Annotated in this window: 17 protein-coding genes; 8 read left to right on the top strand and 9 right to left on the bottom strand. The window is 71.4% G+C overall.

What is annotated here, in order from left to right; genetic code table 11:
* Positions 1-46 precede the first annotated feature (46 nt).
* The 5 genes from trpM (at position 47) to lgt (ending at position 4,691) form a co-directional block, all read left to right on the top strand.
* Complete coding sequence (gene trpM, locus OG219_RS13025) at positions 47-229, top strand: tryptophan biosynthesis modulator TrpM (protein ID WP_266836083.1); 183 nt, start codon at positions 47-49, stop codon at positions 227-229.
* Positions 230-590: 361 nt separating this feature from the next.
* A complete protein-coding gene (gene trpB, locus OG219_RS13020) occupies positions 591-1,877 on the top strand; it encodes a tryptophan synthase subunit beta (protein WP_266826056.1) in 1,287 nt (428 codons plus the stop codon).
* A complete protein-coding gene (gene trpA / locus OG219_RS13015) occupies positions 1,874-2,689 on the top strand; it encodes a tryptophan synthase subunit alpha (protein WP_266826054.1) in 816 nt (271 codons plus the stop codon). The genes trpB and trpA overlap by 4 nt, the downstream gene beginning before the upstream one ends.
* 102 nt (positions 2,690-2,791) lie before the next feature.
* Entirely contained in the window at positions 2,792-3,568 is a 777-nt protein-coding gene (locus tag OG219_RS13010) for a thioredoxin domain-containing protein (protein ID WP_266826052.1), read from the top strand.
* A 118-nt stretch (positions 3,569-3,686) separates the two neighbouring features.
* Entirely contained in the window at positions 3,687-4,691 is a 1,005-nt protein-coding gene (gene lgt / locus OG219_RS13005) for a prolipoprotein diacylglyceryl transferase (RefSeq protein ID WP_266826050.1), read from the top strand.
* A gap of 180 nt (positions 4,692-4,871) precedes the next feature.
* Here lgt and OG219_RS13000 read toward each other — a convergent pair whose 3' ends face one another.
* The 7 genes from OG219_RS13000 to OG219_RS12970 all read right to left on the bottom strand — a co-directional run bounded on the left by OG219_RS13000 (position 4,872) and on the right by OG219_RS12970 (position 13,363).
* The gene (locus OG219_RS13000) at positions 4,872-5,711 is read right to left on the bottom strand and encodes a CoA ester lyase (protein ID WP_266826048.1); all 840 of its coding nucleotides are present in this window, start codon (positions 5,709-5,711) and stop codon (positions 4,872-4,874) included.
* A complete protein-coding gene (locus tag OG219_RS12995) occupies positions 5,708-6,910 on the bottom strand; it encodes a CaiB/BaiF CoA-transferase family protein (protein ID WP_266826046.1) in 1,203 nt (400 codons plus the stop codon). Before OG219_RS12995 ends, OG219_RS13000 begins: the two co-directional genes overlap by 4 nt.
* The gene (gene rbsK, locus OG219_RS12990) at positions 6,907-7,812 is read right to left on the bottom strand and encodes a ribokinase (protein WP_266826044.1); all 906 of its coding nucleotides are present in this window, start codon (positions 7,810-7,812) and stop codon (positions 6,907-6,909) included. Before rbsK ends, OG219_RS12995 begins: the two co-directional genes overlap by 4 nt.
* Positions 7,809-9,260 carry an ADP-ribosylglycohydrolase family protein gene (locus OG219_RS12985; protein ID WP_266826042.1) on the bottom strand — a complete coding sequence of 484 codons (1,452 nt, stop codon included), beginning with the start codon at positions 9,258-9,260 and terminating at the stop codon, positions 7,809-7,811. Before OG219_RS12985 ends, rbsK begins: the two co-directional genes overlap by 4 nt.
* Positions 9,257-10,411, bottom strand: coding sequence for an ADP-ribosylglycohydrolase family protein (locus tag OG219_RS12980; RefSeq protein WP_266826040.1), 1,155 nt, complete (start codon positions 10,409-10,411; stop codon positions 9,257-9,259). The genes OG219_RS12985 and OG219_RS12980 overlap by 4 nt, the downstream gene beginning before the upstream one ends.
* A gap of 7 nt (positions 10,412-10,418) precedes the next feature.
* The gene (locus tag OG219_RS12975; RefSeq protein ID WP_266836082.1) at positions 10,419-11,522 is read right to left on the bottom strand and encodes an ADP-ribosylglycohydrolase family protein; all 1,104 of its coding nucleotides are present in this window, start codon (positions 11,520-11,522) and stop codon (positions 10,419-10,421) included.
* A 602-nt stretch (positions 11,523-12,124) separates the two neighbouring features.
* Complete coding sequence (locus tag OG219_RS12970) at positions 12,125-13,363, bottom strand: ADP-ribosylglycohydrolase family protein (RefSeq protein WP_266826038.1); 1,239 nt, start codon at positions 13,361-13,363, stop codon at positions 12,125-12,127.
* Positions 13,364-13,663: 300 nt separating this feature from the next.
* Between OG219_RS12970 and OG219_RS12965 the strand changes: the two genes are divergently transcribed.
* The 3 genes from OG219_RS12965 (at position 13,664) to OG219_RS12955 (ending at position 20,821) form a co-directional block, all read left to right on the top strand.
* Positions 13,664-14,395 (top strand): VIT1/CCC1 transporter family protein, encoded by a 732-nt coding sequence (locus OG219_RS12965; RefSeq protein ID WP_266826036.1) that lies wholly within the window; start codon positions 13,664-13,666, stop codon positions 14,393-14,395.
* Positions 14,396-14,763: 368 nt separating this feature from the next.
* Positions 14,764-19,368 carry a glutamate synthase large subunit gene (gltB, locus tag OG219_RS12960; RefSeq protein WP_266826034.1) on the top strand — a complete coding sequence of 1,535 codons (4,605 nt, stop codon included), beginning with the start codon at positions 14,764-14,766 and terminating at the stop codon, positions 19,366-19,368.
* Entirely contained in the window at positions 19,361-20,821 is a 1,461-nt protein-coding gene (locus OG219_RS12955) for a glutamate synthase subunit beta (protein ID WP_266826032.1), read from the top strand. Before gltB ends, OG219_RS12955 begins: the two co-directional genes overlap by 8 nt.
* A gap of 132 nt (positions 20,822-20,953) precedes the next feature.
* On the opposite strand, the gene OG219_RS12950 is transcribed toward OG219_RS12955, so the two are convergent.
* Both OG219_RS12950 and OG219_RS12945 read right to left on the bottom strand, forming a co-directional pair.
* Positions 20,954-21,844, bottom strand: coding sequence for a chitosanase (locus tag OG219_RS12950; protein ID WP_266826030.1), 891 nt, complete (start codon positions 21,842-21,844; stop codon positions 20,954-20,956).
* A gap of 22 nt (positions 21,845-21,866) precedes the next feature.
* Entirely contained in the window at positions 21,867-22,787 is a 921-nt protein-coding gene (locus OG219_RS12945; protein WP_266826028.1) for a rhomboid family intramembrane serine protease, read from the bottom strand.
* Positions 22,788-22,923: the final 136 nt, after the last annotated feature.

Here is a 22,923-nt window from a genome sequence, read left to right as displayed (position 1 = left end):
CGCCGCCTATCGTCCGGGCCTGCGCCCCGACGGGGGTTCGGCCTGCGTGGGGTCGGCCGTGCCGCTTCCGGCCGCACAGGACGCCTACGCCCGCCTCGCCCGGGGCTGCCGCCCGCGTGGCTGCCGGGCGCCCGCGCGCCGTGTCCACGGACGCCGCGTCCGCTATGTCATCGGCGATGAGCCGGGCCAGGTCAACGGCATGCGATGGCGCCTCGCGCACGCACGCTGACGCCGTTCCGGGCGGTTTCACCCTGCGGGTGAGCCGACCGGACCCTGCACGGTCGGTCCACGCCGGTGGGCCTTTCCGCCCTCGCGGCGGGAGGAACCCGGCTCCGCCGTCCGGCTCGGGTCCCGCCCGGTTCGGCACGGCCGATCACCGCCGTCGGGTTTCTCGCCGTCGCGGCGGAGAGAACCGCCCTGCGGCGCCCGTCCCGGCCAAGCCTGGGTGGGAGAGTCGGCGCGGCTCGATCGGTCCGGCGAAGGTGCTCCCCAGCGGGGCCCGTCGCCGGAGGCATGCGTGCGTACGTCGTCGATAACGTGAACCCCTGTCCGACCTGTAACCGGGGCCGACGCCCCTGCGAGGTAGCCGCATGCCCAGCGAGTTCTTCATTCCCGACCCCGAGGGTCAAGTTCCCAGCGCCGAGGGGTACTTCGGCGCGTACGGCGGCAAGTTCATCCCGGAGGCGCTGGTCGCCGCCGTGGACGAGGTCGCCGTGGAGTACGACAAGGCGAAGTCCGACCCCGAGTTCGCCCGTGAGCTCGACGACCTGCTCGTCCACTACACCGGGCGGCCCAGCGCGCTGACGGAGGTGCCGCGCTTCGCCGAACACGCCGGTGGCGCACGGGTGTTCCTCAAGCGGGAAGACCTCAACCACACCGGATCTCACAAGATCAACAACGTCCTCGGGCAGGCCCTGCTCACCCGGAGGATGGGCAAGACGCGCGTCATCGCGGAGACCGGCGCGGGCCAGCACGGCGTCGCCACCGCCACCGCCTGCGCCCTCTTCGGCCTCGAATGCACCATCTACATGGGTGAGATCGACACCCAGAGGCAGGCTCTCAACGTGGCGCGCATGCGCATGCTGGGCGCCGAGGTCATCGCCGTGAAGTCCGGCAGCCGGACGCTGAAGGACGCCATCAACGAGGCCTTCCGCGACTGGGTCGCCAACGTCGACCACACCCACTACCTCTTCGGGACCGTGGCCGGGCCCCACCCCTTCCCCGCCATGGTGCGCGACTTCCACCGGGTCATCGGGGTCGAGGCACGGCGGCAGATCCTGGAGCGCGCCGGACGGCTCCCCGACGCCGCCGTCGCCTGCGTGGGCGGCGGATCGAACGCCATCGGGCTCTTCCACGCGTTCATCCCCGACGCCGGGGTACGCCTCATCGGCTGCGAGCCCGCCGGACACGGCGTCGAGACCGGTGAGCACGCCGCGACGCTGACCGCCGGTGAGCCCGGCATCCTGCACGGCTCGCGGTCCTACGTCCTCCAGGACGAGGAAGGCCAGATCACCGAGCCGTACTCGATCTCGGCCGGTCTGGACTACCCGGGCATCGGACCCGAGCACGCCTACCTCAAGGACAGCGGCCGCGGCGAGTACCGCGCGGTCACCGACGACGCCGCCATGCAGGCCCTGCGCCTGCTCTCCCGCACCGAGGGCATCATCCCGGCGATCGAGAGCGCGCACGCGCTGGCCGGAGCCATCGAGGTCGGCAAGGAGCTGGGCAAGGACGGGCTGATCATCATCAACCTGTCCGGACGCGGCGACAAGGACATGGACACGGCCGCCCGCTACTTCGGCCTGTACGACACCGACGCGTCCGTCGCCGCGGACGCCGAGGGCGAGAACGCCGAGATCGAGGGGGACGCCAAGTGAGCGGCAACATCCAGCTGTTGAGTGACGCCCTCGCCGGTGCCAAGGCGGAAGGGCGGTCCGCGCTCATCGCGTACCTGCCTGCCGGGTTCCCGACCGTCGACGGCGGGATCGCGGCCATCAAGGCCGTCTTCGACGGGGGTGCCGACATCGTCGAGGTCGGTCTGCCGCACAGCGACCCCGTCCTCGACGGCCCCGTCATCCAGACCGCCGACGACATCGCCCTGCGCGGTGGACTCAAGATCGCCGATGTGATGCGGACGGTCCGGGAGACGTACGAGGCGACCGGCAAGCCGGTGCTCGTGATGACGTACTGGAACCCGATCGACCGCTACGGAGTCGAGCGCTTCACCGCCGAACTGGCGGAAGCGGGCGGCGCCGGTTGCATCCTGCCCGACCTCCCGGTGCAGGAGTCGGCGCTGTGGAGGGAGCACGCGGAGAAGCACGGGCTCGCGACCGTCTTCGTCGTCGCGCCCAGCAGTAAGGACGCCAGGCTCACCGAGATCACCGCGGCGGGCTCCGGCTTCGTGTACGCGGCCTCGCTGATGGGCGTCACCGGCACCCGTGCGTCGGTGGGCGCCCAGGCGCAGGACCTGGTGCGGCGCACCAAGGCCACCACCGAGCTGCCCGTGTGCGTCGGCCTCGGCGTCTCCAGCGCCGAGCAGGCCGCCGAGGTGGCCGGCTTCGCCGACGGCGTGATCGTCGGGTCCGCGTTCGTGAAGCGGATCCTGGACGCGCCGGACGAGGCGGCCGGCCTTGAGGCCGTACGCGCGCTCGCCGCCGACCTTGCGAAGGGTGTGCGAGGAGCGCTGTAACAGACGGCGACCGTGTGTACGTAACGGACAATCCGCTCACTCGAACGGGTGGACCTGGGACCGGGGAGGCGCGCTGCGCCTCCCCGGTTCGTTCTGCCGGATGTGAGCGAGAAGAACCGTGACGGAAAGCGCAATGCCCGCGAGCGGCTGGCAGTCGAGCGAGAGAAGCAGAAGAGCGCGGAGAAGCGCCGTCGGGCGCTGATCGTGGGGGCCTCGGTGGTCTGTGTCCTTGGCCTGGCCGCGGTGATCGGCGTCGTGGCCGCCAACTCCGGCAAGGACAAGAAGAGCGACGCCTCCGGCCCGGTCGTGACGCCCTCGGGCGCGACGGGCAAGGACAGCCTCGCGATCCCCGTAGGCAAGGACACCGCGAAGTCGACCCTCACGGTGTGGGAGGACTTCCGCTGCCCGGCGTGCAAGTCCTTCGAGACCGCCTACCGCTCGACGATCCACGAGCTGGTGAACGCCGGCCAGCTGAAGGTCGAGTACCACCTCGTCACGATCATCGACGGGAACATGGGAGGGAGCGGCTCCCGCAAGGCCGCCAACGCCGCGGCCTGCGCCCAGGACGCCGGGAAGTTCACGGCGTACCACGACGTGCTGTACGAGAACCAGCCCGAGGAGACCGACGACGCCTTCGCCGACAACGGCAAGCTCATCGAGCTGGCGGGCAAGGTCGAAGGCCTGGACACGGCCGCGTTCCAGAAGTGTGTCAACGACGGCACGCACGACAGCTGGGTCGTGAAGTCGAACGCCGCCTTCCAGACCAGCGGTTTCAGCGGCACGCCGACCGTGCTGCTCGGCGGCACGAACATCTACGCGGACCAGTCGATGACCCCGGCGAAGCTGAAGCAGATGGTGGAGGCGGCGAACAAGGGCTGAGCCCTTTGTGGACGTGTGTGCCCCCGGCTTCCCGCAGGCCGGGGGCACCTCCCGTTATGGAGCCGTTGCCGGGCTGCTTGCCGTGGGTCGCGTCGGGCACGGTAGCGTCGACCCTGCCATGGAAATTGCCTACATTCCCAGTCCGTCGCAGGGTGTGCTGCATCTCGGCCCCATTCCGCTGCGCGGCTACGCGTTCTGCATCATCATCGGCGTCTTCGTAGCCGTCTGGCTCGGCAACAAGCGCTGGATCGCCCGAGGTGGGCTGCCCGGCACGACGGCGGACATCGCTGTCTGGGCCGTGCCGTTCGGCCTGGTCGGCGGTCGGCTCTACCACGTGATCACGGACTACGAGCTGTACTTCAGCGAGGGCCGCGACTGGGTGGACGCCTTCAAGATCTGGGAGGGCGGGCTCGGTATCTGGGGCGCGATCGCGCTCGGTGCGGTGGGTGCGTGGATCGGCTGCCGCCGACGCGGCATCCCGCTGCCCGCCTGGGCCGACGCCCTCGCTCCCGGCATCGTCTTCGCGCAGGCCATCGGGCGCTGGGGCAACTGGTTCAACCAGGAGCTCTACGGAAAGTCGACGGACCTCCCCTGGGCGCTGAAGATCACGTCCTCGACGGACGGCCGGGTGCCGGGGCTGTACCACCCGACGTTCCTGTACGAGTCCCTGTGGTGCGTCGGCGTCGGCTTCCTCGTCATCTGGGCGGACCGCCGCTTCAAGCTCGGGCACGGGCGGGCCTTCGCGCTGTACGTCGCCGCGTACTGTGTCGGCCGCTTCTGGATCGAGTACCTGCGCGTCGACGAGGCCCACCACGTCCTGGGCATGCGTCTCAACAACTGGACCGCGATCGCGGTGTTCATCCTCGCGGTGGTCTACCTCGTGCTCTCGGCACGGATGCGGCCTGGGCGCGAGGAGGTCGTGGAGCCGGCCGCGGTGGCCTCCGGCGGGGGTGACAGCGAGGACGGCGGTGAGGCCGACGGTGATGCCGTCGACCTGGAGAAGTCCGAATCGGCCGACGCGGAGTCGGCTGACGCCGAGGCCCCGGAGTCCGACGAGGTCTCGGAGTCCGACGAGGCCTCGGAGCCTGCGGAGGACGAGGCCGGGTCGGCCAAGAAGAGCTGACGGTTTTCTGTACGTCGAAGGGGGCGTCGCATCTCAGGATGCGGCGCCCCCTTCGCGTGCCCGCGCCGGGTTCCGTGGGCTCGGCACCGCCGGGACGGGTACGCCGTGGCCGAGCGCCGTCGCGGCGGGAAGCAGTGGCCCGCCGCGCTGCGGCGGGCCACTGCTTCCAGGACGCCCGCGTCAGCTCCTTCGGTGTGCCAGCGCCAATGTGCGGTGGGCTCCTGCCACCACCGCCGCGTCGATGAAGCTGCCGTCGGGGAGGGCCTGGGCGCCGGGGTCGGTGGCGGCTGCCTTGAGGACTGCCTCGGCGGTTTCGATTTCTTCCGGGGTCGGGAGGTAGGCCTGCTCGATGACCGGGAGCTGGCGGGGGTGGATGGCGGTGCGGCCGAGGAAGCCGAGGGTGCGGCCGTGGGTGCAGGAGGCGGCGAGGCCGTCGAGGTCGCGGATGTCGGGGTAGATGGACTGGGCGGGCGGGGCCAGGCCGGCGGCGCGGGCGGCCACCACCACGCGGGCGCGGGACCAGTCCAGGCCCGCGTCGCCCCGTACGCCCAGGTCCGCCCGCAGGTCGGCCTCGCCGAGGGCGATGCCGCGCAGGGCCCGGTGCGAGGCCGCGATGGTGAAGGCCTGCTCCACGCCGAGGGCCGTCTCCAGGAGGGCGTAGAGCGGGATCGCGCCGCCGCCGGAAGGGGTCGCGCCCTCCGCGACCCGTACGACGTCGGCGGCCGAGGTCACCTTGGGCAGGCGGAGTCCGGACAGGCCGGGCAGCGGGGAGAGGGTCTTGAGGTCGGCCTCGGCCTGGGGGCTGTCCAGGGCGTTCACGCGGACGTGGACCGGGACGGGCGGGGGCTCGGAGAGGAGTTCCGCGGTGGCGGCGCGAGCGTACTCCTTGCGGTCCGGGGCGACCGCGTCCTCCAGGTCGACGAGAACGACGTCCGAGCCCGACACCAGCGCCTTGGCGACGACCTCCGGGCGGTCTCCGGGGACGTACAGCCAGGTGAGGGGGAGGGACCCCGCGGTCACAGGGCTCCCTCCGCTCGCAGGGCGTCGATCTCCCGCTCCGTCAGGCCGAGTTCGCCGAGGACCGTGTCGGTGTCCGCGCCGTGCGGGCGGCCCGCCCAGTGGATCGCGCCGGGGGTGGAGGAGAGCCGGAAGAGGACGTTCTGCATACGGAGGGGGCCGAGTTCGGGGTCCTGGACGGTGGTGATGGTGTCCAGCGCCTCGTACTGCGGGTCCGTCATCACGTCCCGTACGTCCTGGATGGGGGCCACCGCCGCCTCCGCCTTCTCGAAGGCCTCCAGGACTTCGGCGCGGGTGCGGTCGGCGATCCACGCGCCGACCGCCTCGTCCAGGACGTCCGCGTGGCGGGCGCGGTCCGCGCCCGTCGCGAACCACGGTTCGTCGATCAGCTCCGGGCGGCCGACCAGCCGCATCAGGCGTTCCGCGATCGACTGGGCGGAGGTGGAGACCGCGACCCAGGAACCGTCCGCCGTGCGATAGGTGTTGCGGGGAGCGTTGTTCGCCGAGCGGTTGCCGGTGCGGGGCTGGACGTGGCCCAACTGGTCGTACCAGAGCGGCTGCGGGCCGAGCACGGTCAGGATCGGTTCGATGATCGCCATGTCGACCACCTGGCCCTCGCCGGTCCGCTCGCGGGCCGTCAGCGCGGTCATCACTGCGTACGCCGTCGCAAGGCCCGCGATCGAGTCGGCCAGGCCGAACGGCGGCAGGGTCGGCGGGGCGTCCGGCTCGCCGGTGATCGCCGCGAAGCCGCTCATCGCCTCCGCGAGCGTGCCGAAGCCCGGGCGGTGCGCGTACGGGCCGAACTGGCCGAAGCCGGTGACCCGGGCGAGGACGAGGCGGGGGTTCACGGCCGAGAGTTCCGCCCAGCCGAGGTCCCACTTCTCCAGCGTGCCGGGGCGGAAGTTCTCGATGACGACGTCGGCGGTGGCGGCGAGGCGGAGGAGGGTGTCGCGGCCGCCCGGCTTCGACAGGTCGAGGGTGATCGTGCGCTTGTTGCGGCCGAGGAGCTTCCACCACAGGCCGACGCCGTCCTTCGACGGGCCGTGCCCCCGGGACGGGTCGGGCTTGGCCGGATGCTCGATCTTGACGACCTCCGCGCCGAAGTCGCCGAGCATGGTCGCGGCGAGCGGGCCGGCGAAGAGGGTGGCGAGGTCGAGGACGCGCAGGCCGGTGAGGGGTGCTTGCCCCGGGCGCGTGCTCATGAGGTGGCTCGCGACGTCACGGCCGCGTCGATCTCGGAGCGGTACGGCATCGAGGACGACGCCCCTGCCTTCTGCACCGAGAGCGCGGCGGCGGCCGATGCCCAGGTGAGGGCCTCCGGCATCTCCCGGCCCTCGGCGAGCGCCACCGCGAGGGTGCCGACGAAGGTGTCGCCCGCACCGGTCGAGTCCACGGCGGTCACCCGGGGCGCGGGCACGGTCAGGGGGTCGGCGCCGCGGGCCGCGTACAGGCTGCCCGCCGATCCCAGCGTGATGACGACCTCCGGGACCTGGTCGAGCAGCGCGGCGGCCGCCGCGTGCGGGTCGGTGATGCCGGTGAGTGCGGCGGCCTCGTGCTCGTTGGGCACCAACAGGTCGATGGTGGCGAGGAGTTGGGGTGGCAGCGGCTGGGCGGGGGACGGGGTCAGGATGGTGCGTACGCCGTGGCTGCGGGCTGCCTCGGCGCCCGCGAGGACCGCGGACTGCGGGATTTCGAGCTGCAGCAGGAGGGCGTCGGCGGTGGCGATGAGGCCCTCGTCGCCGGGGGCGAGGGCGGCGACCGTGGCGTTCGCGCCCGGGATGACGACGATCGCGTTGCCGCCCTCGTCGTCGACGACGATGTGCGCGGTGCCGGACGGGCCCTCGGTGGTGCGCAGATGGTCGGTGTTTACGCCCGAGTGCTCCAGCGTGGAGCGGAGCTGGCTGCCGAAGGCGTCGTGGCCCACCGCGCCGATCAACGAGACGTCGGCACCCGCGTGCACCGCGGCCACCGCCTGGTTGGCGCCCTTGCCGCCGGGGATCGTACGGAACTCCCGGCCCGTCACGGTCTCGCCGCGCTGCGGGGCCTTGGCGACGTACGCCACGAGGTCCATGTTCGTGGAGCCGAGAACGGCGATGTGGGTCATGGGCGGGGTGCCTCCCGGCGGGTGAGCTGGTGGGTCAGCTGGGCGAGGGTGTCGAAGCCGGTGCCGTTGAAGTCGGCGATGGACGTGGCCAGTCGGTTCTTCAGGGGAGTGGTCCAGCGGTCGGGGATCGCGGCGGGGGATCCCGCGAGCAGGCCCGCGATGCTGCCCGCCGTGGCGCCGTTCGAGTCCGTGTCCCAACCCCCGGACACCGCACGGCAGATGGAGCCGGAGAAGTCGCCGTCCCCGTGGGTGAGGGCGGCGGCGATCAGGGCGGTGTTGGGGATGGCGTGGACCCAGTGGTAGGTGCGGTGGGTGGTGTGCAGTTCGTCCACGACGGAGTCGAAGTCCTCTGTCGTACGGGCGAGTTGGACGGCGTGCCGGACCGCCTCGGCCAGCCGGGAGCCGGGCGGGACCACCGTGAGGCCGGTGCGCAGGCAGGCGTGGACGTCGCTGCGTCCGGTGGCCGCCTCGGCGATCGTGGCCGCCGTGAACATCGCCGCGTACACGCCGTTCGCCGTGTGGGTGAGGGTGGCGTCCCGGTGGGCCTGTTCCGCGGCGGCCGCGGGGTCGCCCGGGTTCGTCCAGCCGTGGACGTCCGCGCGGATCAGGGCGCCGATCCATTCGCGGAACGGGTTGCGGTGGCGGGCGGTTCTCGGGGGTTCGATGCCGGTGAGGAGGTTGCGGTAGGCGATGCGTTCTGCGGTGAACGTGCGGCCTGCGGGGAGTTCGTCCAGCCAGAGGCGGGCCACGTCGGTGGTGGTGAAGTCTCTGCCGTGGCGTTGGATCAACAGGGTGTTCAGGAGGGGGTAGTTGAGGTCGTCGTCCTCCGGCATGCCGTCGATGTTCTCGGCGAGGGAGGTTGGGGCGGAGCGTTTGTTCCACGGGTGGGCGTGGGTGAGGTCTTCGGGGACGCCCTTTGCTGTGAACCAGGTGTGCAGGGGCCAGTTTCCGGTGGCTTGGGCCAGTGCTCGGATCCCTTGTAGGGGGAGCTTTTCTACTGGTTTGCCTAGTAGGCAGCCTGCGGCTCGGCCTAGCCAGGCGGCTTCCAGGCTGGCCTGGGTGGGGGCTGACGTGGGGGTGGGTGCGCAGCCCGGCGTTTGCGGGGTGCCGCCTGCGCCCACCCGTGCCGCCCCAGCGGCACGATTGCCCGCAGCTGGTGACGGCCAGTTCGGGCAGTGAGCCCTGATTCGCGCCAGGTCTGTCGGCTCGTGGTCCGCCAACCTGCTTGGCAGGTCTGCCAGTTCGTCCAAGAGGTCCTCTGCGAGGACCCGGAGGTACGGGGACGTCGGAGTTGGGGACGCTCCCGCGCGGGGCGGGGCCTCCGGGCCGCCCGCTGCTCGCCAGCGGGCTGCGATGGCTGAGGGTTCGCGGCCGTCCTGGGTTGCCTGGGTTAGTTCGTGGCCGAGGAGGTCCTCGGGCTGGACCCAGGTGAGGCGGAGGGGTGTCACCGTCGGTCCGCCAGTGCGGCGTACGCCGTCTCGTGTGTTCGTCGGCGGCGTACGTCCCGTTCGAAGATCTCTTGGGTCACTTCCGTGAGTGACTTCGCCGGGGTTTCGAGGTCGAGGCGGCTCGCCTCCGCGACCGTCTTGGCCCAGTCGCGGGGGATCTCGGAGCCGAGGGCGCCCGCGAGGGCGCCGGACATGGTGGCGATGGAGTCGCAGTCGCGGCCGTAGTTCACGGAGCCGAGGACCGCGTGGCCGTAGTCGCCGCCGGAGATGACCAACATGCCCAGGGCGATGGGGAGTTCCTCGATCGTGTGCAGCCGGGAGGGGCGGCGAGCGCCGAGGGAGGGGGACCGGTAGTCGGGGCCCACCGTGTCGTAGGGGGCCACCGCCTCGCGCATCGGGCCAAGGGCCGACTCGAAGTTCGTGTGGCGGGCGGCGACTTCGCAGACCGCCTCGATGGCGTCGCGCGTGCCGTCCTTCGCCAGGGCCAGGCAGGTGTCGACCACCGAGGCGGGGGTGGCCCCGGGGACGCAGGCCGCCGCCACCGCTGCCGCGAAGACTCCGGCGGACTCGCGGCCGTACGAGGACTGGTGGGCGCCCGCGATGTCGAGCGCCTCGGCGTACGCGCCCGCAGGGTTGGCCGCGTTGACCAGGCCGACCGGGGCCATGTACATCGCCGCTCCGCAGTTGACGATGTTGCCGGTGCCGGCCTCCCGGGGGTCGACGTGACCGTAGTGCAGTCGCGCCACGAGCCACTTCTCGGCGAGGAAGATCCGCTGGAGAGGGAGAGCTTCGGCCTCCAGCTCGGGGATCCAGCGCGGGTTGCCCAGGAGGTCGGGGACCAGGTGCTCGGCGACCGCGTACGCGTCGAGGTGGTCGCGGACGGTGGCGTACACGCGTACCAGCGCATGGGTCATCAAGGTGTCGTCGGTGACGTGCCCGTCGCCCTTGTGGTACGGGGCGATGGGGCGGGCGGTGCGCCAGGCGTCGCCGTTCCAGGGACCGACGATGCCGTGGACCCGGCCGCCGTGGCGTTCCACGATCTGCTCGGGGGAATAGCCCTCGACGGGTCCGCCGAGGGCATCGCCGACAGCGGCGCCGATCAGGCTTCCGGTGATCCGCTCTTCCAGACTTGCTGCTCCTTTGGGCGTCATGCCCGAATCATCCCTCTGGGGTGCTCAGTTCCGTCGCTTCCAGAAGGTCGGCGAGTCCGATCAGGTCCGTGCCGGTCAGGCGGGGGAGGGCGCAGCCGGAGAGGGTGCGGCAGGCGTCGCGCCAGGAGGCCGGGATTGCGTCGCCGCCGCCGAGTGCGCCGGTGAGCGCGCCCGCGAGGGCCGGGGCCGAGTCGGCGACGCGGGACAGGCACGCGGCGGCGGGCACCGCCTCGGCGATCCGGCCGCGTGCGGCGGTGGCGAGGGCGAGGGCCACGGGGACGGTTTCCGCCGCCGCGATGCCGTAGCTGTACACATGGTCGACGATCTGGTGCTCCAGCAGGGGGACCAGGGCGAATGTGCCCTCGCTGTCGCGAGCGAGCTTCAGCGCGTGGCGGGCGTTGCGGCCGATCTCCGTCGACTCGGGGAGTTCGGCGAGAGCGGCGTCCGCGCAGGCGTCGACGTCCGCTCCGGCGAGGGCGAGCGAGATCGCGGCGGCCATCGCGCGGGCGCCGTGCACGCCGTCGCCGTCCTGGGTGTAGCGGGCGTCGAACTCGGCGAGTTCGGCGGCGAGACGGGGGTCGCCCGGGTGTGCCACGGCGAGCACGCAGGCCCGTACGCAGGCCGCGTCGTCGAAGTAGTGCGGGTTGTCGTGGCCGGTGGCGGGCGGGCGCAGGCCGGTGGCGAGGTTGCCGAGTCCGGCCCGTACGGAGATCCGGGCGCGGAGCGGGAGCAGGGCCGATTCGACCTCGGGGGCGCGTTCGGCCGCCGCTGCGACCTCGCTGGCGATGGCGTTCCACGACAGGTCGATGGCCGCGCGCATCCGCCGCTCGCGGCTCAGGTCCCCGAGCGCGGTCGCGTCCCCGGCCCGCAGCACCGCCTCCGCCGCGAACGCCGCCCACTCCGCGTCGTCCGACGGGCCCAGCCGCAGCGGCTCCGGCGGTTGGTTCAGCGCGATCGGCACGGGCAGCGTCGTCGTCGCGTTCTGCTCCGCGAACGTGTCCAACTCCCGCGTCAGCCGCCGCGTCCACTCGGGCATCCGCGCGGCCCGATGCCGGGCCGCGGGCCAGCCTGCCGCGTCGCCTGCGGCGAGGCCGAGGAGGAGGCCTTCGATACGGCGGGGCCGCCCTGGGAGGGCGGCGGCTCTCGTACCGCCGGGGGCGGGGGCGGCTGCGGCGACGAGGCCCACCGCCGGGGCGGTGACTGCCGAACCGTCGGAGCCCGCCGAGGGGGCGGGGGCCGTGCTGAGGGCGAAGCCCGTGGGGAGGGCGGTGGCTGCGGCGATGGCGGGGTTCGTCGCGAGGGCGACGCCTGCCGAGGGGGCGGAATCCGTTACGAGGGCGGAGTCCGAGAAGGTGGCGGTGCCCGCCGGGTGGGCGGAGTCCGTGGGAAGGGCGGTGCCTGCGGAGAGGCGGGAATCCGGGGAGGGGGCATGGTCCGCTGAGCGGGCGGAAGCGCCCGGGGAGAGGGCATCGTCTGCCGAAAGGGCAGTGTCTGTGGTGCGGGTGGAAGCCGTCGCGGGGATGGGGTCGGTGAGGGGGATGTCTGTGGTGAGGGCGGGGTTCGTCGCAGGGTTGGAGTCTGTGAGGGTGGAGGCCGTCGTGGGGGCGGAGGCCGCGAGGGCGTTGTCCATGGAGAGGGCGGAGTCCGTAGCGGGCGCGGAGTCCGCTGAAGGGGCCGGGCCCTCGTCCGGTTCGTCTCTCACCAGGCCGGGGTTCATCGCTGCACCTCGTCCTCGTCGGCGGCGAGGACGAACGCGTCCGGGGCGAGGCCGGGCCACGTGCCGTCCGGGCCCGCGTCCGGCGCGAGTTCGCGCTGGTCCCGTACCGGACCAGCCCACTCCCGTACGGACTCACCTCCCTCCCGCGCGGGCCGGCCGGCCTCTCGCGCAGGCCCGGCCCAGCCCCGTACGAGCCCGCCCTCATCCCGTACCAGCCCTCCCGCCCCCCACTTCCCGTCGTCCCCGGGCGTGAGCAGCTCTGCCACGTCCAGTACGTGGTGTCCCGCCATGGAGGGGAGGCAGCTGCCGACCGCGGGCCCGATCGCTGCGGACCAGGCGGCCGGGATCGAGGAGGCGCCGCGGGTTGCTCCCGCGAGTGCGCCTGCGACTGCGGCTGTCGTGTCCGCGTCGCGGCCCATGTTGACGGCGGTGAGGACGGACTCGGTGAAGTCGCCGTCGGCGGCCGCGTACGCGCCGAAGGCGAGGGCCACGGCCTCGGGTGCGAGGTCGGTCCACGGGTAGCCGCCGATGACGACCGCGGAGCGGACCGCGCGTTCGCCGCGGTGGGCGACGGCGACCGCGCGGCGCAGTGAGCGGGCGGTCCAGGAGTCGTCCGGGATGACGGCGAGGGCGGAGGCGACGACGGCGATGGTCGGGGCGCCCGCCATGGCCGCCGCGACCCCCGCGGCGACCGCCTGGCCGCCGTAGATGCCCTCACCGTCGTGGCTCACCGAGCCGTCGATCGCCACCAGGCGGGCCGCCTCGGCGGGGCGGCCCGCGGCGAAGACGCCGAAGGGCGCCGCGCGCATCGCGAGCCCGTCGCTCCAGGCGTGCCGGTGCTGGGCGGAGATCGGTGCGGCGAGGCCGCGGCGGAGGTTCTCCAGGGTGCCCCGTTCGCTGAAGCCGGCGCCCCGGAAGGGGCCCTCGTCCCGGTCCGCGATCCACTGGTGCCAGGCCGCCTCGACATGGCTCACGGTGAGCGCCGAGCCGTGCCGGGCCAGCAGCAGGCCCGAGAAGATCGCGTACTCCGTGTCGTCGGTCCCGGCCGGGTGCTCGGCGACGTACCCCGTGATCCGGCCCCACTTCGCACGGATCTCGGAGGGCTTCATGTTCTCGGCGGGCGCGCCGAGGGCGTCTCCCACGGCGAGGCCGAGCAGCGCGCCGCGCGCCCGTTCGCGGAGTCCGGCGGCGTCCCCGGGTGCCGGGGCCGAGGGAATGCAGGCGATGGAAGCCATGGGTGCTTCTCCTCTCAGGGCTCCATCGCCGCCGTTCGCGACGAGTCGACGCGCGGAAACCTGGGAAACCCGCGCGGAACCCTTTGCGGATCTGTCCCACCTACGCGGTTCACCAGAGCCTCGCGCACCTCAGCATCACCCGGTCGACATCTGCGCGTCACTTGGCACGGATGAGCGAAAGACCGTAAACGTGCAGGTAAGCGCAGCCTTTCCTTGCTGGCGGGTGCGAAATTCTCGGCGTAGTTTGGTGGTTATCAAAAAGTAGAACCAGTCCAAGATGAGTATCTCAAGGGGACCCGCATGGCCATCATCGAGACCGAGGCGACGCTGCACGAGGCGCACCGCGACAACCACACCCACCGGGACGTCAACGGTGGCTGGCTGCGCCCCGCGGTGTTCGGTGCGATGGACGGTCTCGTCTCCAACCTCGCCCTCATGACCGGCGTCGCCGGTGGGGCCGTGTCCCATCGGACGATCGTCATCACCGGGCTCGCGGGTCTCGCGGCCGGCGCCTTCTCCATGGCCGCAGGCGAGTACACCTCCGTCGCCTCGCAGCGCGAACTCGTCGAGGCCGAACTCGACGTCGAGCGCCGGGAGTTGAGGAAGCACCCGAAGGACGAGGAGCGGGAGCTCGCCGAGCTGTACGAGGCTCGCGGTGTCGATCAGGGGCTGGCGCGCGAGGTCGCGCGGCAGCTGTCCCGCGACCCCGAGCAGGCCCTGGAGATACACGCCCGCGAGGAGCTCGGCATCGACCCGGGCGACCTGCCCTCGCCGACCGTCGCCGCGGTGTCGAGCTTCGGCTCCTTCGCGCTCGGCGCCCTGCTCCCCGTACTGCCGTTCCTGCTCGGTGCGACCGCCCTGTGGCCTGCGCTGCTGCTCGCGATGATCGGGCTCTTCGCGTGCGGCGCGGTCGTGGCAAAGGTGACCGCGAGGTCCTGGTGGTACAGCGGGCTGCGACAGCTCGCTCTCGGTGGTGCCGCGGCGGGTGTGACGTACGCCCTGGGCAGTTTGTTCGGTACGGCCGTAGGATGACTCGTCGGGCACCTATGCAAGGGACTGCATAAGTAGCCGTTACTCGGCGGTTTCGAACGCTTAACCACTGGGCATGAGCCGTAAGCGCTGTGGGCAATGAGGCCCGCTCTGCACAACCGTGGCGGGTGACGTTGCCTGCCACGCTCCGGGCCGACGGGCACTGATCTGTCCGCTTAGGCCCCCTTAACTTCCACCGCTGCGCGCGGTACCCCCGCCGCGACCCTCCGGTGTCCGCATGTTGGAACGCAGTATCCGGTTCCCGAGAACCGCCCCATCATGTAACCTGCACGAAATTTTGCGCACATAAAGCAGAGGGCCAACGTCGTCCCTCGGCACTCGCATATGCCACGACGACGACGGGAGAGCCGATGCGTACGCCGCGCCAGCCGTCCCAGCACTCCACGAATGGCCAGAAGTGGTCCTTCATGGATGCTCGCCCTGCAGCGCAGGGTATGTACGACCCCCGCAACGAGCACGACGCCTGTGGCGTCGGCTTCGTGGCCACCCTCACCGGTGAGGCGAGCCACGCGCTGGTCGAGCAGGCGCTCACGGTTCTGCGCAACCTGGAGCACCGAGGAGCCACCGGCGCCGAGCCCGACTCGGGCGACGGCGCGGGCATCCTCTCCCAGGTGCCGGACGCCTTCCTCCGCGAGGTGGCCGGATTCGAGCTTCCCGCGGCCGGTGCGTACGCGGTGGGTATCGCCTTCCTGCCCGAGGACGGCATCACCGAAGCCGTCTCACGGATCGAGACGATCGCCGCCGACGAGGGCCTCACCGTCCTCGGCTGGCGCGAGGTCCCGATCGCTCCCGAGCTGCTCGGCGCCACCGCGCGTTCGACCATGCCGGTCTTCCGTCAGGTCTTCGTGACCGACGGCGGACTGTCGGAGGGCATCGACCTCGACCGCAAGGCCTTCGTGCTGCGCAAGCGCGCCGAGCGCGAGGCCGACGTGTACTTCCCGTCGCTCTCCGCCCGGACCATCGTCTACAAGGGCATGCTGACCACCGGCCAGCTGGAGCCCTTCTTCCCGGACCTGTCCGACCGCCGCTTCGCCTCCGCGATCGCGCTCGTGCACTCGCGGTTCTCGACGAACACCTTCCCGAGCTGGCCGCTCGCCCACCCGTACCGCTTCGTCGCGCACAACGGCGAGATCAACACGGTCAAGGGCAACCGCAACTGGATGGCGGCCCGCGAGTCCCAGCTCGTCTCCGACCTGTTCGGAGCCGACGACAAGCTCGACCGGATCTTCCCGATCTGTACGCCCGAGGCGTCCGACTCCGCCTCCTTCGACGAGGTGCTCGAACTCCTGCACCTCGGCGGCAGGTCCCTCCCGCACTCCGTGCTGATGATGATCCCGGAGGCGTGGGAGAACCACACCTCCATGGACCCGGCCCGCCGCGCCTTCTACCAGTTCCACTCCACGATGATGGAGCCCTGGGACGGCCCGGCCTGTGTCACCTTCACCGACGGCACCCAGGTCGGCGCGGTCCTCGACCGCAACGGCCTGCGCCCCGGCCGCTACTGGGTCACCGACGAGGGCCTCGTCGTCCTCGGCTCCGAGGTCGGCGTCCTCGACATCGACCCCGCGAAGGTCGTCCGCAAGGGCCGCCTGCAGCCCGGCAAGATGTTCCTCGTCGACACCGCCGAGCACCGCATCATCGAGGACGACGAGATCAAGGCCGGCCTCACCGCCGAGAAGCCGTACGCGGAGTGGCTGGAAGCCGGCGAGATCGAGCTCTCCGACCTCCCCGAGCGCGAGCACATCGTGCACACCCACGCCTCGGTCACCCGCCGTCAGCAGACCTTCGGTTACACCGAGGAAGAGCTGCGCATCATCCTCGCGCCGATGGCGAACACCGGCGGTGAGCCGCTCGGCTCCATGGGCACGGACTCGCCGATCGCGGCCCTGTCCGAGCGCCCCCGGCTGCTCTTCGACTACTTCACCCAGCTGTTCGCGCAGGTCACCAACCCGCCGCTGGACGCGATCCGCGAGGAACTCGTCACCTCCCTGCGCTCCTCGCTGGGCCCCGCGAGCAACCTCCTCGAGCCGACCGCCGCGTCCTGCCGCAGCGTCACGCTGCCCTTCCCGGTGATCGACAACGACGAGCTGGCCAAGCTCATCCACATCAACGCCGACGGCGACATGCCGGGCATGAAGGCCGCGACCCTGTCCGGCCTCTACCGGGTCTCCGGCGGCGGCGACTCGCTTGCCGCCCGCATCGACGAGATCTGCACCGAGGCCGACGCAGCCATCGAGAACGGCGCCCGGCTGATCGTCCTCTCGGACCGGCACTCGGACGCCGAGCACGCGCCGATCCCGTCGCTGCTGCTCACCGCCGCCGTGCACCACCACCTCATCCGCACCAAGCAGCGCACCCAGGTGGGCCTGCTCGTCGAGGCGGGCGATGTCCGCGAGGTCCACCACGTGGCCCTCCTCATCGGCTTCGGCGCCGCGGCCGTCAACCCGTACCTGGCGATGGAGTCCGTCGAGGACCTCGTCCGCGCGGGCACATTCCTGCAGGCCGTCGACGGCGGGGCCGAGCAGGCCATCCGCAACCTGATCTACGCGCTCGGCAAGGGCGTCCTCAAGGTCATGTCCAAGATGGGCATCTCGACCGTCGCCTCCTACCGCGGCGCCCAGGTCTTCGAGGCCGTCGGCCTGGACCAGGCCTTCGTCCAGAAGTACTTCAGCGGCACGGCCACGAAGATCGGCGGAGCCGGTCTCGACGTCGTCGCCAAGGAGGTCGCCGCCCGCCACGCGAAGGCGTACCCGGCCTCCGGCATCGCGCCCGCGCACCGCGCCCTCGACATAGGCGGCGAGTACCAGTGGCGCCGCGAGGGCGAGCCGCACCTGTTCGACCCGGAGACGGTCTTCCGCCTCCAGCACTCCACGCGCACCGCCCGCTACGACATCTTCAAGAAGTACACGGGCCGCGTGAACGAGCAGTCCGAGCGCCTCATGACGCTCCGCGGGCTCTTGGGCTTCAAGTCGGACCGCGAGTCGATCTCCATCGACGAGGTCGAGTCGGTCGAGGAGATCGTCAAGCGCTTCTCCACCGGCGCCATGTCGTACGGCTCCATCTCCAAGGAGGCGCACGAGACCCTCGCCATCGCCATGAACCAGCTGGGCGGCAAGTCCAACACCGGTGAGGGCGGCGAGGACGCGGACCGTCTCTACGACCCCGCGCGCCGTTCGTCGATCAAGCAGGTCGCCTCCGGCCGCTTCGGTGTCACGTCCGAGTACCTGGTCAACGCCGACGACATCCAGATCAAGATGGCGCAGGGTGCCAAGCCCGGCGAGGGCGGCCAGCTGCCCGGCCACAAGGTGTACCCCTGGGTCGCCAAGACCCGGCACAGCACCCCCGGCGTGGGCCTCATCTCCCCGCCGCCGCACCACGACATCTACTCCATCGAGGACCTGGCTCAGCTGATCCACGACCTCAAGAACGCCAACCCGCAGGCCCGCATCCACGTGAAGCTGGTCTCCGAGGTCGGCGTCGGCACGGTCGCCGCGGGTGTCTCCAAGGCGCACGCGGACGTGGTGCTCATCTCCGGCCACGACGGCGGTACGGGCGCCTCGCCGCTCACCTCGCTGAAGCACGCCGGCGGTCCCTGGGAGCTGGGCCTCGCCGAGACCCAGCAGACCCTGCTGCTCAACGGCCTGCGCGACCGGATCGTCGTGCAGACCGACGGCCAGCTGAAGACCGGCCGTGACGTCGTCATCGCCGCGCTGCTCGGCGCCGAGGAGTTCGGTTTCGCGACCGCGCCGCTCGTCGTCTCCGGCTGCGTCATGATGCGCGTCTGCCACCTGGACACCTGCCCGGTCGGCATCGCCACGCAGAACCCGGTGCTCCGCGAGCGCTTCGCCGGCAAGGCCGAGTACATCGTGAACTTCTTCCGCTTCATCGCCGAAGAGGTCCGCGAGATCCTCGCCGAGCTGGGCTTCCGCACCATCCAGGAGGCCGTCGGCCACGCCGAGAACCTCGACGTGGAGCGGGCGATCACCCACTGGAAGGCGCAGGGCCTGGACCTGACCCCCCTCTTCTACGTGCCTGAGCTGCCCGAGGGCACCCCGTTGCACCAGGTCATCGAGCAGGACCACGGCCTGGAGAAGGCGCTCGACAACGAGCTGATCAAGCTCGCCGCCGACGCGCTGGCCGCGGACTCCGCGACCGACGCCCAGCCGGTCCGCGCCCAGGTCGCCATCCGCAACATCAACCGCACGGTCGGCACCATGCTCGGCCACGAGGTGACGAAGAAGTTCGGTGGCGCGGGCCTGCCCGACGACACCATCGACATCACCTTCACCGGCTCCGCGGGCCAGTCCTTCGGCGCCTTCGTACCGCGCGGTGTCACGCTGCGCCTGGAGGGCGACGCCAACGACTACGTCGGCAAGGGCCTCTCCGGCGGCCGGGTGATCGTCCGTCCCGACCGGGGCGCCGACCACCTCGCCGAGTACTCGACGATCGCGGGCAACACCATCGCGTACGGCGCGACGGGCGGCGAGATCTTCCTGCGCGGCCGCACCGGCGAGCGCTTCTGCGTCCGCAACTCCGGCGCGACGGTCGTCTCCGAGGGCGTGGGCGACCACGGCTGCGAGTACATGACCGGCGGTCACGCGGTCGTGATCGGCGAGACGGGACGGAACTTCGCGGCCGGCATGTCCGGCGGCATCGCGTACGTCCTCGACCTGAACCCCGAGAACGTGAACGTCAGCAGCGTCGGGGCCGTCGAGGCCCTCGGCGACGCCGACGCCGCGTGGCTGCACGATGTGGTGCGCCGGCACGCGGAGGAGACCGGCTCGACGGTCGCCGAGAAGCTCCTCGCCGAGTGGTCCGCGTCGGTGGACCGCTTCAGCAAGATCATCCCCAGCACGTACAAGGCAGTGCTCGCCGCCAAGGACGCCGCCGAGCGAGCCGGACTCCCCGAGTCCGAGATCACCGAGAAGATGATGGAGGCGGCGACCAATGGCTGATCCCAAGGGCTTTTTGAACCATGGCCGCGAGGTCGCCAGGACCCGTCCGGTGGACGTGCGTCTCAAGGACTGGAACGAGGTCTACGTTCCGGGCTCGCTGCTCCCCATCATCAGCAAGCAGGCCAGCCGCTGCATGGACTGCGGTATCCCGTTCTGCCACAACGGCTGCCCGCTGGGGAACCTGATCCCCGAGTGGAACGACTACGCGTACCGCGAGGACTGGTCCGCCGCCTCCGAGCGCCTGCACGCCACGAACAACTTCCCGGAGTTCACCGGCCGCCTGTGCCCGGCTCCGTGTGAGTCGGCGTGCGTGCTCGGCATCAACCAGCCCGCCGTGACCATCAAGAACGTCGAGGTCTCGATCATCGACAAGGCGTGGGACAGCGGCGACGTCGCGCCCCAGGCCCCGGAGCGCCTCTCCGGCAAGACGGTCGCGGTCATCGGCTCGGGTCCGGCCGGTCTCGCCGCCGCCCAGCAGCTCACCCGGGCCGGCCACACGGTCGCCGTGTACGAGCGCGCCGACCGAGTCGGCGGTCTGCTGCGCTACGGCATCCCCGAGTTCAAGATGGAGAAGCGGCACATCAACCGGCGTATCGAGCAGATGCGCGCGGAGGGCACCAAGTTCCGCACCGGCGTGGAGATCGGCCGCGACATCGACGCGACGAAGCTGCGCAAGCGGTACGACGCCGTGGTCATCGCGGCGGGCGCGACGACCGCCCGTGATCTCCCCGTCCCCGGGCGGGAGTTGACGGGCATCCACCAGGCGATGGAGTACCTGCCCCTCGCCAACAAGGTCCAGGAGGGCGACTTCGTGGCGCCCCCGATCACGGCCGAGGGCAAGCACGTCGTGGTCATCGGCGGCGGCGACACGGGCGCGGACTGCGTGGGCACCGCCCACCGCCAGGGCGCGGCCTCGGTCACGCAGCTGGAGATCATGCCGCGGCCCGGCGAGGAGCGGAACCCGGGTCAGCCCTGGCCGACCTTCCCGATGCTCTACAAGGTCACCTCCGCGCACGAGGAGGGCGGCGAGCGCGTCTACGCCGTCTCCACCACCCACTTCGAGGGCGACGAGGACGGCAACGTCCAGTGGCTGCACCTCGTCGAGGTCGAGTTCATCGAGGGCAAGCTGACCCAGAAGCCGGGCACGGAGCGCAAGATCCCCGCCCAGCTGGTGACGCTCGCGATGGGCTTCACGGGTACGGACGTCGAGAACGGCCTGGTCTCCCAGTTCGGCCTGGAGCTCGACGCACGCGGCAACATCGCGCGTGACGCCGACTTCGCGACGAACGTCCCCGGCGTGTACGTCGCCGGTGACGCGGGCCGCGGCCAGTCCCTCATCGTCTGGGCGATCGCGGAGGGCCGCTCGGCCGCCCGCGGGGTCGACCGCTTCCTGACGGGGGTCAGCGAACTCCCGGCCCCGATCCGCCCGACGGACCGCTCACTGATGGTCTGACGCTCCACCCCAACAGACGTCCCGTACAAAGGCGTACGGAACTGAACGCGGCGCTCGCCTTGTCCCCGACCGGACGGTGGTGAGCGCCGTGGTGCGTCCCGGCCCTGCCCGGCCTGACTGCCGGGTCGCGGGTCAGGGCACCCGGAACGTTTCTCCGTACACCTTCCACTCCAGCGGCGTGTCCAGGCCGAGGTTCCCGTCGTACAGGAAATTCCGCTGGGCCGTGTCGACACGGGTCGTGTCGAGATGGACGTCGTCGGCCTTCATCGCCTTGCGGCGGATGTCGAGGAAGATGTCGAGGTACGACTTCTCGGAACCGCCCTGGGAGGGCGTGTCGGCCTCGGCCATGGCGCGGTCGCGCAGGCCGTAGAAGCCGTCGGCGCCGGTGCCGGGGCCGTGCAGGACCATCGCGTCGTAGTAGATGAACTGGCCCAGCGTGCCGAGGCCGTCGAGTTTGGCGAGGCGGACCGCGGGATCGAAGTACACGCTGTCGCGCTCGGAGTCCTGGGCGGCGCGGAAGGCACCCACCGAGGCTTCCTCGCGCCAGGCCGCCGGAAAGCCGTCGAGGCCCTCGTGGGAGTCCGTGCCGTCGACCTTGCGCAGGGCGGGCAGATAGCGGGCGAGGCCGTTGTCCGGGTGGGACTTCGTGTAGTCCTCGACGAGCGTGAGCAGGTCGTGGGTGCCGGTGCAGAAGCCGACGATTCCCGCCGTGTAGCCCTGGCCGTCGCCGATGTCCTCGACGTAGGCGTACGTGCTGCGCCAGTTCAGCGTGGAGTTCTCGGCGCTGGCCACGAGCTTCTGGGCCAGCTCCTTCTTGTCCGGCGCGGCGAGACCGGGCGGCAGGTCCGCGATCAGTGCGTCGTCGGCCGCCTGCTCGGACAGGGACTTGGCGTCGGGCCCGGGCTGCTGCGACGCGGTCGCCTGGGCCTGCGCCGTACCCGCGTGCTCGGGCGAGACGAGGTAGACCGCCGCCGCGGCGAGGAGCGGGACGGCGGCGAGCAGCAGGCAACCAGCGCGTTTCATGGGGCTCACAGTAAACGCAGACCTACGCTGTCCCGTTCTTCAGTTCGATAACTTTCGCTGCCGCCGACACCACAAGGAGCACCAGCAGCCCCACGCACACCGCCGCCTGTATCGGCGTCCGCCGCCGGTCACGGGGTGCGTACGCGTACGCGAGAGTGACCGCGCCGCCCACCAGCAGACCGCCGAGGTGGCCCTGCCAGGAGGTGAGCCCAGCGGAGATCAGCAGCCACAGCAGCAGGCCCGCCATGAAACGGTTGACGCTCTGCATGTCCGCGCCCAGCCGGCGGGCCATGACGTAGTACGCGGCCCCCAGGCCGAAGATCGCACCCGATGCGCCGAGCGTGGGCGTGTTCGGCGCGATCAGCAGCACGAGGACCGAGCCGCCGAGCGCCGACAGCAGATACAGCGCGACATAGCGGACCCGGCCGAGCTGGGACTCCACGACGCGGCCGATGTTCCACAGCGACACCATGTTCATCACGATGTGCAGAACCCCGAAGGTGCCCTCCGTGGGCGGCAGATGGAGGAAGGCGCCGGTGAGCAGCCGGTACCACTCCCCGTCCACGACACCCTCCGCGTGGAAGTCCGAGGGATAGACGGCCTGCCAGACGTAGTGCAGACCGTCCGACCCCACCAGACCCGCGCCCAGCATCTCGAACCGGTCCACGATCGCAGGGCGCACCAGCTCACCCACGTAGGCCAGCACATTGAGCGCGATCAGTACGTACGTCACCACGGGCGCCGTCGAGATCCGGCCGCCGAAGGCGGTGCGGGCCTGTCTCACCGACCGGACGCCCTCTTTCACGCACTCCGGGCACTGGTGACCGACGGCCGCCTCGCGCATGCAGTCCGGGCATATGTAGCGGTCGCACCGGGTGCAGCGCACATGCGACTCCACCTTGGGGTGGCGGTAGCAGGTGGTGACGGCGGACTCGGGCTCCACGTCGGCTCCTCGGGAGATGTGTGCGGGTGACAGCGGGACGGTGAGCCGGTGGGGCTGCGGCGAACAAAATAGCGAACACTGGGGTGCACGTGGGACGGCAGGGGTCTGCGGTGCCTGCCCGTGCCTGCCCGTGCCT

Origin of the sequence: Streptomyces sp. NBC_00038, assembly GCF_026343635.1 — a bacterium.
Taxonomy (GTDB): Bacteria; Actinomycetota; Actinomycetes; order Streptomycetales; family Streptomycetaceae; genus Streptomyces.
This window is presented reverse-complemented; position numbering and strand designations above follow the sequence as displayed.